Origin of the sequence: Streptomyces sp. NPDC088252, assembly GCF_044740965.1 — a bacterium.
In the GTDB taxonomy this organism is placed as follows: Bacteria; Actinomycetota; Actinomycetes; order Streptomycetales; family Streptomycetaceae; genus Streptomyces.
Map to the genome: position 1 here is coordinate 109,692 of NZ_JBIURS010000010.1, position 17,249 is coordinate 126,940.

Annotated in this window: 16 protein-coding genes and 2 pseudogenes; 12 read left to right on the forward strand and 6 right to left on the reverse strand. The window is 68.2% G+C overall.

Annotation, left to right across the window (positions count from 1 at the left end; genetic code table 11):
- Window positions 1–73: 73 nt before the first annotated feature.
- The 11 genes from ACIOHC_RS21820 to ACIOHC_RS21870 all read left to right on the forward strand — a co-directional run bounded on the left by ACIOHC_RS21820 (window position 74) and on the right by ACIOHC_RS21870 (window position 10,049).
- Window positions 74–1,459 (forward strand): MraY family glycosyltransferase, encoded by a 1,386-nt coding sequence (locus ACIOHC_RS21820; RefSeq protein ID WP_351077772.1) that lies wholly within the window; start codon window positions 74–76, stop codon window positions 1,457–1,459.
- 262 nt (window positions 1,460–1,721) lie between these two features.
- Complete coding sequence (locus ACIOHC_RS21825) at window positions 1,722–2,165, forward strand: hypothetical protein (RefSeq protein WP_351077770.1); 444 nt, start codon at window positions 1,722–1,724, stop codon at window positions 2,163–2,165.
- 210 nt (window positions 2,166–2,375) lie between these two features.
- Window positions 2,376–3,212, forward strand: a complete 837-nt coding sequence (gene atpB / locus ACIOHC_RS21830; RefSeq protein ID WP_351077911.1) for a F0F1 ATP synthase subunit A — start codon at window positions 2,376–2,378, stop codon at window positions 3,210–3,212.
- Between the two features lie 72 nt (window positions 3,213–3,284).
- A complete protein-coding gene (locus tag ACIOHC_RS21835) occupies window positions 3,285–3,512 on the forward strand; it encodes a F0F1 ATP synthase subunit C (protein WP_351077768.1) in 228 nt (75 codons plus the stop codon).
- 38 nt (window positions 3,513–3,550) lie between these two features.
- The gene (locus tag ACIOHC_RS21840) at window positions 3,551–4,096 is read left to right on the forward strand and encodes a F0F1 ATP synthase subunit B (protein ID WP_266912128.1); all 546 of its coding nucleotides are present in this window, start codon (window positions 3,551–3,553) and stop codon (window positions 4,094–4,096) included.
- Entirely contained in the window at window positions 4,093–4,908 is an 816-nt protein-coding gene (locus ACIOHC_RS21845; protein ID WP_351077766.1) for a F0F1 ATP synthase subunit delta, read from the forward strand. Before ACIOHC_RS21840 ends, ACIOHC_RS21845 begins: the two co-directional genes overlap by 4 nt.
- Window positions 4,909–5,044: 136 nt before the next feature.
- Window positions 5,045–6,616, forward strand: a complete 1,572-nt coding sequence (gene atpA, locus ACIOHC_RS21850) for a F0F1 ATP synthase subunit alpha (protein WP_351077764.1) — start codon at window positions 5,045–5,047, stop codon at window positions 6,614–6,616.
- A gap of 3 nt (window positions 6,617–6,619) precedes the next feature.
- Window positions 6,620–7,534 (forward strand): F0F1 ATP synthase subunit gamma, encoded by a 915-nt coding sequence (locus ACIOHC_RS21855; RefSeq protein WP_351077762.1) that lies wholly within the window; start codon window positions 6,620–6,622, stop codon window positions 7,532–7,534.
- Window positions 7,534–8,976 carry a F0F1 ATP synthase subunit beta gene (atpD, locus tag ACIOHC_RS21860; protein ID WP_351077760.1) on the forward strand — a complete coding sequence of 481 codons (1,443 nt, stop codon included), beginning with the start codon at window positions 7,534–7,536 and terminating at the stop codon, window positions 8,974–8,976. The genes ACIOHC_RS21855 and atpD overlap by 1 nt, the downstream gene beginning before the upstream one ends.
- A gap of 110 nt (window positions 8,977–9,086) precedes the next feature.
- Window positions 9,087–9,461, forward strand: a complete 375-nt coding sequence (locus ACIOHC_RS21865; RefSeq protein WP_351077758.1) for a F0F1 ATP synthase subunit epsilon — start codon at window positions 9,087–9,089, stop codon at window positions 9,459–9,461.
- 141 nt (window positions 9,462–9,602) lie between these two features.
- A complete protein-coding gene (locus ACIOHC_RS21870; protein WP_351077908.1) occupies window positions 9,603–10,049 on the forward strand; it encodes a DUF2550 domain-containing protein in 447 nt (148 codons plus the stop codon).
- A 201-nt stretch (window positions 10,050–10,250) separates the two neighbouring features.
- Here the strand turns inward: ACIOHC_RS21870 and ACIOHC_RS21875 are convergent, their stop codons facing one another.
- The 3 genes from ACIOHC_RS21875 to ACIOHC_RS21885 all read right to left on the reverse strand — a co-directional run bounded on the left by ACIOHC_RS21875 (window position 10,251) and on the right by ACIOHC_RS21885 (window position 14,197).
- Window positions 10,251–12,128 carry a glycoside hydrolase family 18 chitinase gene (locus ACIOHC_RS21875; protein WP_351077756.1) on the reverse strand — a complete coding sequence of 626 codons (1,878 nt, stop codon included), beginning with the start codon at window positions 12,126–12,128 and terminating at the stop codon, window positions 10,251–10,253.
- Window positions 12,129–12,353: 225 nt separating this feature from the next.
- Window positions 12,354–13,004 (reverse strand): response regulator transcription factor, encoded by a 651-nt coding sequence (locus ACIOHC_RS21880; RefSeq protein WP_351077753.1) that lies wholly within the window; start codon window positions 13,002–13,004, stop codon window positions 12,354–12,356.
- Window positions 13,001–14,197, reverse strand: a complete 1,197-nt coding sequence (locus ACIOHC_RS21885; protein WP_351077751.1) for a histidine kinase — start codon at window positions 14,195–14,197, stop codon at window positions 13,001–13,003. The genes ACIOHC_RS21880 and ACIOHC_RS21885 overlap by 4 nt, the downstream gene beginning before the upstream one ends.
- A 151-nt stretch (window positions 14,198–14,348) precedes the next feature.
- Here ACIOHC_RS21885 and ACIOHC_RS21890 point away from each other — a divergent pair, with 151 nt between their 5' ends.
- Window positions 14,349–14,891, forward strand: coding sequence for a hypothetical protein (locus ACIOHC_RS21890; protein WP_351077749.1), 543 nt, complete (start codon window positions 14,349–14,351; stop codon window positions 14,889–14,891).
- Between the two features lie 53 nt (window positions 14,892–14,944).
- Here ACIOHC_RS21890 and ACIOHC_RS21895 read toward each other — a convergent pair whose 3' ends face one another.
- The 3 genes and pseudogenes from ACIOHC_RS21895 to ACIOHC_RS21905 all read right to left on the reverse strand — a co-directional run.
- A complete protein-coding gene (locus ACIOHC_RS21895) occupies window positions 14,945–15,517 on the reverse strand; it encodes a cob(I)yrinic acid a,c-diamide adenosyltransferase (protein WP_351077747.1) in 573 nt (190 codons plus the stop codon).
- Between the two features lie 61 nt (window positions 15,518–15,578).
- Window positions 15,579–16,328 (reverse strand): annotated as a pseudogene (locus ACIOHC_RS21900) (ABC transporter permease).
- A 74-nt stretch (window positions 16,329–16,402) separates the two neighbouring features.
- Window positions 16,403–17,182 (reverse strand): annotated as a pseudogene (locus tag ACIOHC_RS21905) (ABC transporter ATP-binding protein); the annotation flags it as partial.
- Window positions 17,183–17,249: the final 67 nt, after the last annotated feature.

Genomic DNA, 17,249 nt, shown 5'->3' on the forward strand with positions numbered 1-17,249 from the left:
CGGCCCGGCCGCAGTGTCCTCGACCATGAGCCCGACGTAGCTAAGGTGAGGGCTGAGATGGCCGGCGAATTCTGTGGGGCAGCCCGTGCGTGATTACCTGCTGACGCTCTGTGTCACGGCCGCGGTGACCTATCTGCTGACCGGCCCGGTGCGCAAGTTCGCCATCGCGGTCGGGGCGATGCCCGCGATCCGTGCGCGCGACGTCCACCGAGAACCGACACCGAGGCTCGGTGGCATCGCCATGTTCGGCGGGCTGTGCGCCGGACTGATCGTCGCGGCGCATCTGTACAACCTCGACTGGGTCTTCAAACTCTCCAACGAGCCGCGGGCGCTGCTCTCCGGCGCCGCGCTGATCTGGCTGATCGGCGTTCTGGACGACAAGTTCGAGATCGACGCCCTGATCAAGCTCGGCGGGCAGATGATCGCCGCCGCGGTCATGGTGATCCAGGGCCTGACGATCCTGTGGCTGCCGATCCCCGGCGTCGGCACCGTCGCGCTCACCCAGTGGCAGGGCACGCTGCTCACGGTCGCCCTGGTCGTCATCACCATCAACGCGGTCAACTTCGTCGACGGTCTGGACGGTCTCGCGGCGGGCATGGTCTGCATCGCGTCCGCGGCGTTCTTCCTGTACACGTACCGGCTCTGGTACGGGCACATGATCGAGGCGGCGGCGCCGGCGACACTCTTCACGGCCATCCTGATGGGCATGTGTCTGGGCTTCCTGCCGCACAACATGCATCCCGCCCGGATCTTCATGGGCGACTCGGGCTCGATGCTGATCGGCCTGGTGCTGGCGGCCGGGGCGATCTCGGTCACCGGGCAGGTCGACCCGGACACGATGAAGCTCTTCGCGGGCAGCGAGCGCGAGGCCACCCACGCGATGCTGCCGGTCTTCATCCCACTGCTGCTGCCGCTGACCATCATCGCGATCCCGGCCGCCGACCTGCTGCTGGCGATCGTGCGGCGCACCTGGAACGGTCAGTCGCCGTTCGCCGCGGACCGCGGGCATCTGCACCACCGGCTGCTGGAGATCGGCCATTCGCACAGCAGGTCCGTGCTGATCATGTACTTCTGGTCGGCCCTGATCGCCTTCGGCGCGGTCGGCTACTCCGTGCACTCGGCCTCCCTGTGGATCGTGATGGTGATCATGGGGCTGAGCGCGCTGGGACTCGTACTGCTGCTGATGCCCCGTTTCACCCCACAGGCGCCGTACTGGGCGGAACGCTTCGTACCGCCCAGGTATCGTCGTCACCGCGGCCGGGGCGGGGTGACCGAGACGGCGCGCTCATCGGTGGACGGAGCCCAACAGCGGCCCCTGAACACACAGATGGGGCAGGAGGAGCACGAGGGGCAGGAGCGCACACCGGTCGTCGTGGGAGTCTCCGGCGTCAACGGGGCGACTGCCATCGGCCCCCGTTCGCGTTTTTCGGACAGAGATAAGGCTGATTCCACGCACTGACGATTCGGTCATCGAGGGGCAATACCAGGCAAGATATTGAGTTGTCTTGCTCACACGCGCACGTTCACTCTCACGTGTGACAGCAAGCACACTTTCTTGGTAAAGACCTCATCAAATAGTTTGTGATACCGTTCACGAAGCCCGGTGACGGAGTTGAAGGACCTGAGTACTACGGTCCATCGGCCCGAGGCATCGACTCGGACCGGGCCTACGCTCGTCCATGACGACACACTGCCCACCCCCAGCAAGCGGAGCTGCCGCCATGCCGTCCAACGACGTCCGGACTCTCCTCCAAGCCGCCGTACCCACCGCTGTCGCCGGCGCAGTCGCTGCCGCCGTCAGCGGTGGCGTCGCAGGCGGCAAGGGAGCCCTGGGCGCAGCCGTTGCGGCGATCGTGGTGATCCTCTTCATGGGGATCGGACTCATGGTCCTGCAGCGGACCGCGCGGTCCCTCCCCCACCTGTTCCAGGCGATGGGGCTGATGCTGTATACGGCTCAGCTTCTCCTGTTGTTCATTTTCGTCGCCGCATTCAAGAACACCACGATGTTCAACCCGAAGGCCTTCGCGATCACGCTGGTCGCGACGACCCTCGTGTGGATCGGCGCGCAGACGCGTGCGCACATGAAGGCCAAGATCCTTTACGTCGAACCCGAATCCGGCAAGGACAAGGGTGAGAAGCCCAAGAACACCGGGTCCAAGACGTGAAGGGTAGGGGCGGAATAAGTGCAAGTCCGGGACCCTGCTATCGTCCGGTTCCAACTGCGGCACTGCGGGCGCGGGCATGTGAGCTGACGCCTGCTCGATCGCGAGGCTCAATGCCTGACTGCCGCTCACACATCCGTAACACCAGTCCAGTGCCGAACCGCGGCTGCGCGCCGCGCCGACACAACGAGGTTGCCGTACCTATGCGCCACGCTGAAGGAGCCCGCGGTGAGTGCTGACCCGACACAGGTGCTCGCCTTCGAGACCGATTGCCACATCTTCTCCGGTTGTGGTTTCCCGGGTCCTGGCTTGCACTCTTTCCTGTTCGAGCCGATCTTCGGTGACGCGGACAGCAACATCTACTTCAACAAGACGATGCTGCTGGCGCTCCTCGGTACGGTCATCATCGTCGGCTTCTTCTGGGCCGCCTTCCGTAAGCCGAAGGTCGTTCCGGGCAAGCTGCAGATGGTCGCCGAGGCCGGATACGACTTCGTGCGCCGCGGCATCGTCTACGAGACGCTCGGCAAGCGCGAGGGCGAGAAGTACGTCCCGCTGATGGTCTCGATCTTCTTCTTCGTGTGGATGATGAACCTCTGGTCGATCATCCCGCTCGCCCAGTTCCCGGTGACGTCGGTCATCGCGTACCCGGCCGGCCTGGCCGCGATCGTCTACGTCCTCTGGATGAGCATCACGTTCAAGCGCCACGGCTTCGTCGGCGGCTTCAAGAACCTGACGGGCTACGACAAGTCGCTCGGCCCGGTCCTGCCGCTGGTCATGGTCATCGAGTTCTTCTCGAACGTCCTGGTCCGCCCCTTCACGCACGCGGTCCGACTCTTCGCGAACATGTTCGCGGGTCACACGCTGCTCCTGCTCTTCACCATCGCCAGCTGGTACCTGCTCAACGGCATCGGTATCGCCTACGCGGGTGTCTCGTTCGTGATGGTCATCGTGATGACGGCCTTCGAGCTCTTCATCCAGGCTGTTCAGGCGTACGTCTTCGTGCTCCTGGCGTGCAGCTTCATCCAGGGCGCTGTCGCCGAGCACCACTGATCGCGCCTCCCCTACCCCCAGTCGTCCGGTGGCCAACCCCCGCCGGTCCGTGAAAGAGAAGGAAGAACTGGCATGTCCCAGACCCTTGCCGCCGTCACCGGTTCCCTCAGCTCCATCGGTTATGGCCTGTCCGCCATCGGCCCGGGCGTCGGCGTCGGCATCATCTTCGGAAACGGCACGCAGGCTCTCGCCCGTCAGCCCGAGGCTGCCGGTCTGATCCGCGCCAACCAGATCCTCGGCTTCGCCTTCTGTGAGGCGCTCGCCCTGATCGGTCTGGTCATGCCGTTCGTCTACAGCTGACGAACCGCGACTAGTCCGTTCCGACGAAAGGCACTGATGTGAACCCCCTGGTTCAGCTCGCGGCGGAAAAACCGGAGAACCCGCTCTTCCCGCCGATCCCTGAGCTCGTCATCGGTCTGATCGCCTTCGTCATCGTCTTCGGCTTCCTCGCCAAGAAGCTCCTCCCGAACATCAACAAGGTTCTGGAAGAGCGCCGCGAGGCCATCGAAGGCGGTATCGAGAAGGCCGATGCGGCCCAGACCGAGGCCCAGAGCGTTCTTGAGCAGTACAAGGCTCAGCTCGCCGAGGCTCGTCACGAGGCCGCGCGCCTGCGCCAGGAGGCGCAGGAGCAGGGCGCCGTGATCCTTCAGGAGATGCGGGCGGAAGGCCAGCGGCAGCGCGAGGAGATCATCGCTGCCGGCCACGCCCAGATCGAGGCCGACCGCAAGGCCGCGGCTTCCGCGCTGCGCCAGGACGTGGGCAAGCTCGCCACCGACCTGGCCGGCAAGCTCGTCGGCGAGTCCCTTGAGGACCACGCCCGGCAGAGCGGCACCGTCGACCGTTTCCTCGACGAGCTCGAGGCGAAGGCCGAGGCTGTCCGATGAACGGCGCGAGCCGCGAGGCGCTGGCTGCCGCACGTGAGCGTCTCGACGCGCTGACCGACAACACGTCGGTCGACGCGGCGAAGCTCGCCGAGGAGCTGGCCGCCGTGACGGCGCTGCTCCAGCGCGAGGTCTCACTGCGACGGGTCCTCACCGACCCGTCGCAGCCCGGCGAGGCCAAGGCCGAGCTGGCCGGACGACTGCTGCGCGGCCAGGTGGGCGGCGAGACCGTCGACCTGATCTCCGGCATGGTCCGCTCCCGCTGGTCGCAGTCGCGTGACCTGGTCGACTCGGTCGAGGAACTGGCGAACACCGCGGACCTCACCGCCGCCCAGCGCAGCGGAGACCTCGACGACGTCGAGGACGAGCTGTTCCGGTTCGGCCGGATCGTGGCTTCCGACAAGGAGCTGCGCGCCGCGCTCACCGACCGGTCCGCGTCCTCCGCTGCCAAGGCTGGGCTGCTGCACAGCCTGCTCGGCGGCAAGGCGCGGCCCGCCACCGAGCGCGTCGTCGTGCGGCTTGTCACCCAGCCGCGTGGACGTAGCCTGGAAGCGGGACTCGAGTCCCTCTCCAAGCTTGCCGCGGAGCGCCGGGACCGGATGGTCGCCGTGGTCACCTCGGCAGTGCCGCTGAGCGATCAGCAGAAGCAGCGTCTCGGCGCCGCACTGGCGAAGATCTACGGCCGTCCGATGCACCTGAACCTCGATGTGGACCCCACGGTCCTCGGCGGGATCGCGGTGCGGGTCGGTGACGAGGTCATCAACGGCACCATCGCGGAGCGCCTCGACGAGGCGACCCGTCGCATGGCCGGCTGACGAGCACAGCGCAGCAACAACAGAGCAAGACCAGCGGCCCGGTTGGGCCGTGCAGAAATTGCAGAAGATTCCTGGGGGTCGGCCCCCAGACCCCCTTAAGAAACTTCGGGCCCAACAAGGAGAGCAGGGAACCCAGATGGCGGAGCTCACGATCCGGCCGGAGGAGATCCGGGACGCGCTGGAGAACTTTGTCCAGTCGTACAAGCCGGACGCGGCCTCGCGCGAGGAGGTCGGTACGGTCAGCGTTGCCGGCGACGGCATCGCGAAGGTCGAGGGTCTTCCCTCGGCCATGGCGAACGAGCTGCTGAAGTTCGAGGACGGCACCCTCGGTCTCGCCCTCAACCTTGAGGAGCGCGAGATCGGTGCGATCGTCCTCGGCGAGTTCAGCGGCATCGAAGAGGGCCAGCCGGTGCAGCGCACCGGTGAGGTGCTCTCCGTCGGCGTCGGCGAGGGCTACCTCGGCCGCGTCGTCGACCCGCTCGGCAACCCGATCGACGGTCTCGGCGAGATCGCGACCGACAGCCGCCGCGCCCTCGAGCTGCAGGCCCCTGGCGTCATGGTCCGTAAGTCGGTGCACGAGCCGATGCAGACCGGCTACAAGGCCGTCGACGCCATGGTGCCGATCGGCCGCGGCCAGCGTCAGCTGATCATTGGTGACCGTCAGACGGGTAAGACCGCTCTGGCCGTCGACACGATCATCAACCAGCGCGACAACTGGCGCTCGGGCGACGTGAACAAGCAGGTGCGCTGCATCTACGTCGCCATCGGTCAGAAGGGTTCCACCATCGCCTCCGTGCGTGGTGCCCTGGAAGAGGCCGGCGCACTCGAGTACACGACCATCGTCGCCGCCCCGGCGTCCGACCCGGCCGGCTTCAAGTACCTGGCGCCGTACACCGGTTCGGCCATCGGTCAGCACTGGATGTACCAGGGCAAGCACGTCCTGATCATCTTCGACGACCTCTCGAAGCAGGCCGACGCCTACCGCGCCGTGTCGCTTCTGCTGCGCCGTCCGCCGGGCCGCGAGGCCTACCCGGGCGACGTCTTCTACCTCCACTCGCGTCTGCTGGAGCGCTGCGCGAAGCTCTCCGACGAGATGGGTGCCGGTTCGATGACGGGTCTCCCGATCGTCGAGACCAAGGCGAACGACGTGTCGGCGTTCATCCCGACCAACGTCATCTCCATCACCGACGGCCAGTGCTTCCTGGAGTCCGACCTGTTCAACGCCGGTCAGCGTCCGGCCCTGAACGTCGGTATCTCGGTCTCCCGTGTCGGTGGCTCCGCCCAGCACAAGGCCATGCGCCAGGTCTCCGGCCGACTCCGTGTCGACCTCGCCCAGTACCGCGAGCTGGAGGCGTTCGCCGCCTTCGGTTCCGACCTGGACGCGGCTTCGAAGGCGTCGCTGGAGCGCGGTAAGCGCATGGTCGAGCTGCTGAAGCAGCCGCAGTACCAGCCGTACCCGGTCGAGGAGCAGGTCGTCTCCATCTGGGCCGGCACCAACGGCAAGATGGACGACGTCCCGGTCGAGGACATCCGTCGCTTCGAGACCGAGCTGCTGGAGTACCTGCGCCGTGAGCGCAAGGACCTCCTGACCAGCATCGCCGAGGGCGCCAAGATGTCCGACGACACGCTGCAGGCGATTGCCGACGCGGTCGCCGCCTTCAAGCAGCAGTTCGAGACCTCGGACGGCAAGCTCCTGGGCGAGGGCTGATCGATGGGCGCTCAGCTTCGCGTTTACAAGCGCCGCATTCGCTCCGTCACCGCCACGAAGAAGATCACCAAGGCGATGGAGATGATCGCCGCTTCGCGCATCGTCAAGGCGCAGCGTCAGGTGGCGGCGTCGACGCCGTACGCGACCGAGCTCACCCGCGCGGTGACCGCGGTCGCGACCGGCTCCACCACCAAGCACCCGCTGACCACCGAGGCCGACGCTCCGGCGCGGGCCGCGGTCCTGCTCATCACGAGCGACCGCGGTCTGGCCGGCGGTTACTCCTCCAACGCCATCAAGGCCGCGGAGCGACTGACCGAGCGGCTGCGCGGTGAGGGCAAGGAGGTCGTCACGTATGTGATCGGCCGCAAGGGTGTCGCCTACTACGGATTCCGCGAGCGCAAGATCGAGGAATCGTGGACGGGCTTCACCGACAGCCCGACGTACGCGGATGCGAAGCGGGCCGCGGCCCCGCTGATCGAAGCGGTCACCAAGGAGACCGCCGAGGGCGGCGTGGACGAGCTGCACATCGTCTTCACGGAGTTCGTGTCGATGATGACGCAGAACCCGGTGGACAACCGGATGCTGCCGCTCAGCCTGGACGCCGCGAAGGAGGAGGACGGCAAGGGCGAGATCCTGCCGCTCTTCGACTTCGAGCCGTCGGCGGAGGACGTCCTCGACGCCCTGCTTCCGCGCTACGTCGAGAGCCGGATCTACAACGCGCTGCTGCAGGCCGCTGCTTCCGAGCACGCCGCCCGCCGCCGTGCGATGAAGTCGGCCACCGACAACGCCGGTGAGCTCATCAAGAGCCTCTCCCGGCTTGCCAATGCGGCCCGCCAGGCCGAAATCACCCAGGAAATCAGCGAGATCGTCGGTGGTGCCAGTGCGCTGGCCGACGCGACCGCGGGGAGTGACAAGTAATGACGACGACAGTTGAGACGGCCGTTGCCACGGGCCGCGTCGCCCGGGTCATCGGCCCGGTCGTCGACGTGGAGTTCCCCGTCGACGCGATGCCGGAGATCTACAACGCGCTGACCGTCGAGGTGGCCGACCCGGCCGAGGACGGCAAGCTCAAGACGCTGACGCTCGAGGTCGCCCAGCACCTCGGCGACGGTGTGATCCGCGCGATCTCGATGCAGCCCACCGACGGTCTGGTCCGCCAGGCCCCGGTGACCGACACGGGCACCGGCATCACGGTCCCGGTCGGCGACATCACCAAGGGCAAGGTGTTCAACACCCTTGGTCAGATCCTGAACAAGCCCGAGGCCGAGGCCGAGGTCACCGAGCGCTGGCCGATCCACCGCAAGGCGCCCAACTTCGACCAGCTCGAGTCCAAGACCGAGATGTTCGAGACCGGTGTCAAGGTCATCGACCTGCTCACCCCGTACGTCAAGGGTGGAAAGATCGGTCTGTTCGGTGGTGCCGGTGTCGGCAAGACCGTTCTGATCCAGGAAATGATCTACCGCGTCGCCAACAACCACGACGGTGTGTCGGTGTTCGCGGGCGTCGGTGAGCGTACCCGTGAGGGCAACGACCTCATCGAGGAGATGGCCGACTCCGGCGTCATCGACAAGACGGCGCTCGTCTTCGGTCAGATGGACGAGCCGCCGGGCACGCGTCTTCGTGTGGCGCTGGCCGGTCTGACCATGGCGGAGTACTTCCGCGATGTGCAGAAGCAGGACGTGCTCTTCTTCATCGACAACATCTTCCGGTACACCCAGGCCGGCTCCGAGGTGTCCACCCTGCTCGGCCGTATGCCGTCCGCGGTGGGTTACCAGCCGAACCTGGCCGACGAGATGGGTCTGCTGCAGGAGCGCATCACGTCGACCCGCGGTCACTCGATCACCTCGATGCAGGCGATCTACGTCCCCGCGGACGACCTGACCGACCCGGCCCCGGCCACCACCTTCGCCCACCTCGACGCGACGACGGTTCTCTCCCGTCCGATCTCCGAGAAGGGCATCTACCCGGCCGTGGACCCGCTGGACTCCACGTCCCGGATCCTGGACCCGCGCTACATCGCGCAGGACCACTACGACACCGCCATGCGGGTCAAGGGAATCCTGCAGAAGTACAAGGACCTCCAGGACATCATCGCCATTCTCGGTATGGACGAGCTCGGCGAGGAGGACAAGCTCACGGTCTTCCGCGCCCGTCGCATCGAGCGCTTCCTGTCCCAGAACACCCACGTCGCCAAGCAGTTCACCGGCGTGGACGGTTCGGACGTCCCGCTCGACGAGTCGATCGCCGCGTTCAACGCGATCGCCGACGGTGAGTACGACCACTTCCCGGAGCAGGCGTTCTTCATGTGCGGTGGCCTGGAGGACCTCAAGGCCAACGCCAAGGAGCTCGGCGTCTCCTGAGCCCGAGGCTCACCGAGGGGGACGGGTGCGTCCCGTCCCCCTCACCACGCCCCGTAGAATTGACCCAACACCCGGCTCGAACGGCCGGGTGGTGACCCGAGGAGCCACCCTTGGCTGCTGAGCTGCACGTCGAGCTGGTCGCCGCGGACCGCAGTGTCTGGTCCGGCGAGGCCACCCTGGTCGTCGCGCGCACCACGTCCGGCGACATCGGCGTCATGCCCGGTCACCAGCCGCTTCTGGGTGTGCTGGAATCGGGCCCGGTGACGATCCGTACGAGCGACGGCGCGACGGTGATCGCCGCTGTGCACGGCGGTTTCATCTCGTTCGCGGACGACAAGCTCTCGCTGCTCGCGGAGATCGCGGAGCTGGCGGACGAGATCGATGTCCAGCGCGCCGAGCGTGCGCTGGAGCGTGCGAAGTCGGACACGGACGCCGCTTCCGAGCGGCGCGCCGAAGTGCGACTGCGTGCGGTGGCGGTGCGCTAGCGCTCCGCGACAACGTAGCTTTACCCTCAGCCGCGGCCCGAGCTGGAGACCACTCCAGACCGTGCCGCGGCTGAGGCGATGCAGGTGCAGGTGCGGTTCTGGCGGTATCCGTTACTCGACGACGCGAGGAGGTCGGTGGAGATGTTCCTCGCGCTGTGGGTGGGCGGGCTGGTCGTCGCACTGGTCGCGGTTGGTCTCTTCGTCTTCGGTCTGCGCCGGCGGCTGATTCAGCGCTCCGGCGGGACCTTCGACTGCAGCCTGCGATGGAATGTGCCGGAGGAGCCCGATTACTCGGGCAAGGGCTGGGTGTACGGGGTCGCCCGGTACAGCGGCGACCGGATCAACTGGTTCCGGGTCTTCTCGTACGCTCTCCGCCCGCGCCGGGTCCTGGAGCGTTCGGCGATCGAGGTGATCGCCCGTCGGCTGCCCGAGGGCGAGGAGGAGCTGGCGCTCCTGTCCGACGCCGTGGTGCTCGGCTGTCTCCACCGTGAGACCCGCCTGGAGCTGGCCATGAGCGAGGACGCGCTGACCGGATTCCTCGCCTGGCTGGAGGCGGCCCCGCCCGGCCAGCGGGTGAACGTGGCATAGCCAGGGGCTCGCCGGAAGGCAGCACCCCACCTCCCGGACGAGGGCGAGGACGAGGTCCGGGGAGGGTGTACGCGGCCTGACGGCCCCGTACGACGTCGGCCCGCGAGATCCGGCACGTCGACGCACGAAGAACCGGGGAGACGGGGGGCGGACCCGCCTCCCCGGTCGCTTTCCGGGGTGGTGCGCGCTACCGCGCGGGGCTTACTTCAGACCGTTGTTGATCGCGCTGACGAGTTCACCGTTGGTGGTGTCACCGCTGAACTCCCAGAAGAACGCGCCTCCCAGGCCCTGGCCCTTCGCCCAGGTCATCTTGGACGCGATGGTGGCCGGGGTGTCGTAGCTCCACCAGTTGGTGCCGCAGTGCGCGTACGCCGTGCCGGCGATCGTGCCGGTGGCGGGGCAGCTGGTCTTCAGGACCTTGTAGTCCTCGATGCCCGCCTCGTAGGTACCCGGTGCGGCGCCGGTCGCGGTGCCGCCGGGCGCGTCCTGGGTGACCCCGGTCCAGCCGCGCCCGTAGAAGCCGATGCCGAGCAGCAGCTTCGAGGCGGGGACGCCCTGGGCCTTCAGCTTGGCGATGGCGTCGGCGGAGTCGAAACCGGCCTGGGGGATGCCGCTGTAGGAGGTGAGCGGGGAGTGCGGGGCGGTCGGGCCCTTCGCGTCCCAGGCGCCGAAGAAGTCGTACGTCATCACGTTGTACCAGTCCAACGACTGGGCGGCGCCCGCGTAGTCGGTGGCGTCGATCTTGCCGCCGGTGGAGGCGTCGGCGGTGATGGCGGCCGTCACCAGGTTCTTGGTTCCGAACTTCGCGCGCAGGGCCGAGGTGATGCCCTTCAGCGCGGCCGGGCCGCTGGTGTCGCAGGTCAGACCGCAGGCGTTGGGGTACTCCCAGTCGATGTCGATGCCGTCGAAGACATCGGCCCAGCGGGGGTCCTCCACCAGGTTGTAGCAGGACTCGGCGAAGGCGGCCGGGTTCTTCGCGGCCTCGCCGAAGCCGCCGGACCAGGTCCAGCCGCCGAAGGACCACAGGACCTTGATGTTCGGGTACTTCGCCTTGAGCTTGCGCAACTGGTTGAAGCTGCCGCGGAGCGGCTGGTCCCAGGTGTCGGCGACGCCGTCGACGGACTTGTCGGCGGTGTACGCCATGTCGTAGTCGGCGTAGGAGTCACCGATCGCGCACTTGCCGCCGGTCACGTTGCCGAAGGCGTAGTTGATGTGCGTGATCTTCGCGGCGGAACCCGAGGTGTCCAGGTTCTTGACGTGGTAGTTCCGGCCGTAGACGCCCCAGTCGGTGAAGTAGCCGAGGTTGACCTTGCCGCCGGTGCCGGGGTCGGGGTTGCCGCCGCCACCGGTGGTGTGGACCTTGACCGCGCCGCTGACCGGACCGGTCTGGCCGGCGGTGTCACGGGCCTGCACGGTGTACGAGTAGTCGGTTCCGGCCTTGAGGCCGGAGTCGGTGTACGTCGTACCGGTGACCGTCGAGACGACGGCGCCGTCGCGCAGGACGTCGTAGTTCTTGATGCCGTTGTCGTCGGTCGCGGCGGTCCAGCTGAGCTTCACCGAGGTGTCGGTGACGGCGCTCGCGGTGGGGGTGCCGGGCGCCGAGGGGGCGTTGTCACCGGGGACGCTGCCGCCGTCGCAGGAGGCGCCGTTCAGCTTGCAGCCGGTGGGGGCGCCGGAGCCGGTGCCGTTGAAGCCGAAGGAGACGCTGGCGCCCGGCGCGACCGAGCCGTTCCAGCCGACGTTCTTGGCGGTCCAGTGGTTTCCGGAGCTGGTGACGGTGGCGTCCCAGGCGGAGCCCACCGCGGTGCCCGAGGGGAAGTCCCACTCGATGGTCCAGGAGGAGAGGGCGGTGGTGCCGGTGTTCTTCACCGTCCACTGTCCCTCGAAGCCATTGCCCCAGTCGGACTTCTTGAGGTACGTGGCGGTTGCCGAGGTGGCGGCTTCGGCGGGGGAGGCCAGGCCGACCATCGCGGCGAGCGGAAGAAGCAGCGCGGTGAGTCCCGCGACCGCTCTGGATCTGGTGGCTCTTCCGGTCCCGAGTCTGAATCGGGTCCGGCGTAGGGGGGTTTCAGTGCTCAACGGTGCTCCTCGGGTGAGGTCCGGACAAACGGGGGGTGGTCCGTGGACTGCAAACCCTGCGCCGCCCTGAGCACGCCTTGTCATGGCGCACTCACCGCAGTGTGCTCGGTGAGATTAGGAAGGTCTGGACCAATCGTCAAGAGGTCCAGACCAAAGATCGTGGTCAGAGGGTGGGGCGGTCCGCCCCCGCGACACCGCCTCCGGCATTGCCACACCCCTCGGACGTCAGATGCCCAACTCCTGTGCCAGTACGGCCGCCTGGACCCGGCTGCGCAGCTCCAGCTTGCCCAGCAATCGGCTGACATGCGTCTTCACCGTCGCCTCGGCCATCGAGAGCCGGACCGCGATCTCGGCATTCGACAGTCCGGCGCCGAGGCAGCCGAGCACCTCCCGCTCCCGCCGGGTGAGGGTGTCGAGGACCGCCGGATCGGGTGCGTTCGCCACCCGTACGGGGGTGGTCCCGGCGAACTCCGCGATCAGACGGCGTGTCACGGCCGGGGCGATCAGCCCCTCGCCGCGCGCCACGGTGCGTACCGCTTCGAGCAGATCGCGCGCTTCGGTGTTCTTCAGCAGGAAGCCCGCCGCCCCCGCCCGCAGTGCCCCGAAGACGTACTCGTCCAGATCGAACGTCGTCAGCACCAGCACGTCCGCGAGTCGCTCGGCCACCACCTGCCCGGTCGCCGCCACCCCGTCCAGGCGCGGCATCGACACATCCATCAGCACCACGTCCGGGCGCAGTTCGCGGGCCAGACGCACCGCCTCCTCGCCGTCCCCGGCCTCGCCGACGACGTCGATGTCCGACGCGCTGCGCAGAATGAGCACCAGCCCGGCCCGGACGGCCGACTGGTCCTCGGCGACCACGACCCGAATCGTCATGTTTCCAACATCCCTTCTTCCGCCGGCAGTTCGGCCCGCACCCGCCAGGTCTTGGTGCCGGCGCCGAGGCCGGCCGGACCCGCCTCGATCGCACCGCCCAGCAGCGCCACCCGCTCGCGCATCCCCACCAGGCCGGCCCCCGATCCGGGTGCGCGCGGCCCGGTACGGTCCCCGAGCACGCTGCTGACCTCCACGGTGAGCAGCGGCCCGTCCCGGCCCAGACGTACCACGACCGGGCCGGGGGCGGCGTGCTTGAGCGCGTTGGTCAGGGACTCCTGGACGATCCGGTACGCGGCAAGCTCGACCGGCGCGGGCAGCGGTCCCCGCTCGCCACGGGTGTCCTCGAAGGTGCAGGTCAGTCCGCTCGACGCGGCGTTCGTACGGGTCTGCTCGACCAGTGCGTCCAGCGAGGCGAGCGTCGGCGAGGCGCTCGGTTCGGCTGCCGTGCCGCCGGTGCGCAGCAGTCCGATCAGCCGGCGCATCTCGGCGAGCCCGTCGACGCTGTTCTCCCGGATCACCCCGAGCGCTTCGCGCGAGGTCTCCGGCTCGTCGATGGAGAGCGCGGCGGTGGAGTGGATGGCGATGGCGGAGAGATGGTTGGCCACCATGTCGTGCAACTCGCGGGCCATCCGGGCACGTTCGGCGGCCACCGCCTGGGTGCGGTCCATCTCGGCCAGCAGCGCGGTCTGGTCGGCGCGCAACCGGGCGGCCTCGGCGGCGTCCCGGTGGTTGCGGACGCTGACCCCGGTGATGGCGGGCAGGAACGAGACCATGCCGGTGACGACGCCGATGAGCAGTGCCTGGGGATCGCGGAACCACGCCAGGAATCCGATGGTGACCGCGACCGTGATCAGGATCGTGGTCACCGGAATACGGCGGGCGGCGGACGGTGTCCCGTACAGCACGGCCGCGTACATGAGGTCGGTGAACATCATCACCGTCGCCAGGTTCCCGATCGTGAACTGGTCCGCGACCAGTGCGAGCGTACCGACGACCAGTGCCGTCCGAGGAGCGGTCCTGCGTACCAGTTCGAGGCCCGAGACGACGGCGAGCGGCAGCAGGGAGACCCAGGGCGCGACGAAGGCCCGGTCGCCCTGCGTGTGCAGCCCGAGCAGCCACAGGAACAGGCCACCGAACAGGCCGATGGCGGCGATGAGCACGTCGTGGCGGTGCGGGCGGGCGAGGGAGAGCACCCTCCCATCCAACACGGCGGCCCGGCCCCGGACCTCCCCATGGGGGGCGAGGTATGAGTACATCGAAGGATGCAGTCGCGGTTCGTCACTGGTGACGACGATTCCGGGCCCCCCGGCCGGAAGGCTGGAGGGGACGGGAAGGAGAAGTGCCGTGATCGTCACGCTGATCGTGCTCTGTGAAGTCGGCTTCTGGGTGTTGCTGGCCGTGGGGCTCGCGCTGCGGTACCCGGCGAGGAAACCGCGACTGGGTGCGGCCGTGCTGCTGTGCGAGCCACTGCTGGAGGTCGTGCTGCTGGTGGTGACGGCCATCGACCTGAAGAACGGGGCGGAGCCCGACTGGAAGCACGGACTCGCGGCGGTCTACATCGGCTTCACGGTGGGGCTCGGCCACTCCACGATCCGCTGGGTCGACGCCCGGGTCGCCCACCGCTTCGCGGGCGGTCCGCCGCCGGTGAAACCGCCCAAGTACGGGATGGAGCGCGCGGCGCACGAGTGGCGGACCGCGGCGCGCTGGACGGTCGCGGCGGTGGTGGCGCTGGCGCTGCTGCAGGCGGCGATCTGGTACGTGGGCGGGGACGGTGACGTGTCGTCGCTTCAGGCGTGGCAGCAGAAGATGCTGTTCGTGATCGGGCTCAATGTGGTGATCGCGGGGAGCTACACGCTGTTCCCGAAACGGGAGGGCGCGCGGCGCTGACGGCCGGACGGGCTCTGTGGACCAGGCCCGTCCGGCGTCTTCGGCACGTATGGCTACCGCTCGCCGCCCGGTACCCACAGCACGTCGCCGACCTCCTTGTTCGCCGTCCTCGCGAGGATGAACAGCAGGTCGGAGAGCCGGTTGAGGTACGTCGCCGTCAGTGCGTTCATCACCTCGCCGTGCACCTCCAGCGCCGCCCAGGTGGACCGCTCCGCGCGCCGGACCACGGTGCACGCCTGGTGCAACAGCGCCGCCCCCGGCGTACCGCCCGGCAGGATGAAGCTGCGCAGCTTCTCCAGCTCCTCAAGGAAGTGGTCGCAGTCCGCCTCCAGCTTGTCGACGTAACTCTGCTCGACCCGCAACGGCGGGTACTGGGGGTTCTCGACGACCGGGGTCGACAGATCGGCGCCCACGTCGAACAGGTCGTTCTGCACACGGACGAGGACCTTCACGACGTCCTCGGGGAGTTGCCCGAGCGCGATCGCCGTACCGATGACGGCGTTGGCCTCGTTGGTGTCGGCGTACGCCGAGATCCGCAGATCGGTCTTGGCGGTCCGGCTCATGTCGCCGAGGGCGGTGGTGCCCTGATCGCCGGTGCGGGTGTAGATACGTGTCAGGTTGACCATGCGACCAGCCTAGGGTCTCTCGTCCGGATCGGGCCCGGCACGATCGGGACGAGAGGCCTGGTCACCCCCCGGCCCGGCGGAAGACGCGTGTGCCCACCGTGACGGCGAGTGCCGCGAAGCCGAGCGCCACCAGGACGCCCTACAGCATGTGCGTGGTGGCGTACGAGCCCACGTACGCGTCCCGTACCGCGTCCACGAGGTAGCGGAACGGGGTGAGGTGGGAGAGCACGTCCAGCCAGCCGGGGCCCAGCGTCATCGGCAGCATCAGACCGGAGAGCAGCATGGCCGGCATGGTGACCGAGTTGATCACCGGTCCGAACTCCTGCGGCGTGCGGACCTTCATGGCCAGGGCGTAGGACAGGGAGGCCAGCGAGACCGTCAGCAGTCCGACGAACGCGAAACCGATCAGTACCCCCCACAGCGGGGCGCGCAACCCCATGACCAGGGCGGCGAGGACCAGCAGCACCGCCTGGAACATGAACAGCAGCGCATCCCGCAGGACCCGGCCCAGCAGCAGAGCGGTCCGGCTGACCGGGGTCACCCGCATCCGCTCCACAACCCCGTTCGAGTTGTCGATGATGACGGCGAACCCGGCGAACGAGGCGCCGAACAGGCCGAGTTGGAGCAGCAGTCCGGGGACCAGGATCTGCCAGGAGTCACCGGCCGGACCGAGCGGCAGTCCGGTGAGCAGCGGGCCGAAGAAGAGCAGGTACAGCAGCGGCATGAGGATGCCGAAGAGGATCTGGAACCTGGAGCGCAGGGTCTGCCGGGCGTACCGGCCGAAGACGAGCGCGGTGTCGTGGAGAAGCATCGGATTCCTTTGGGACGGCCGGTCCGGGGCCTCTCGTCCGGATCAGGCCGGGCTGATCCGGACGAAAGACCCTGGACGGCGACGGGAGTGGCATCGGCGGGCACGGCCGAGCGCCCGGTGATCGCGAGGAAGGCGTCCTGGAGCGAGGCGTCGGCCGAGCCCGCGTACCGGGTCTTCAGTGCGGCGGGCGTGTCCTCCGCCGCCACCCGGCCGCCGTCGACCACGACCAGCCGGTCGGCGAGTGCGTCCGCCTCGTCGAGGTAGTGGGTGGTGAGCACGACGGTCGTGCCGGATTCGTCGCGCAGTCGGCGGACCAGCGCCCACAGATCGGCGCGGCTGCCCGGGTCGAGTCCGGTGGTCGGCTCGTCGAGGAAGAGCACGGCGGGGCGGTGGGTGAGCCCCATCGCGATGTCGAGCCGCCGCCGCTGGCCCCCGGAGAGCGTGGCCGTCTTCCGGTCGAGCAGCTCCGTCAGGCCCAGGCCGGCGGCGAGTTCTCCGGCACGGGCCACCGCGGCGGACTTGCCGAGCCGGTACATCCGGCCCTGGGTGACCAGCTCCTCCCGCACGGTGATGTGGGGATCGACGCCGCCGGACTGGGCGACGTAGCCGCACTTCTCCCGTACGCCCACCGGATCCGTGAGCAGGTCGCAGCCGGCGACGGTGGCCGCGCCGCCGGTGGGGGCGAGCAGCGTGGTGAGCATGCGGAGGGTGGTGGTCTTGCCCGCTCCGTTGGGGCCGAGGAGGCCGACGATCTCACCGCTCGCGACCTTCAGATCGATGGAGCGTACGGCCGTCACCGGGCCGCTCCTGGTGTCGAAGGTCCGGGCGAGGCCGGCCGCGCTGATGATTGGCATAGCGACTACAAAAACAGAGTCGCTGAAAAAATACAATGACTCCAAATATTCATGGGCCCCATGCGAG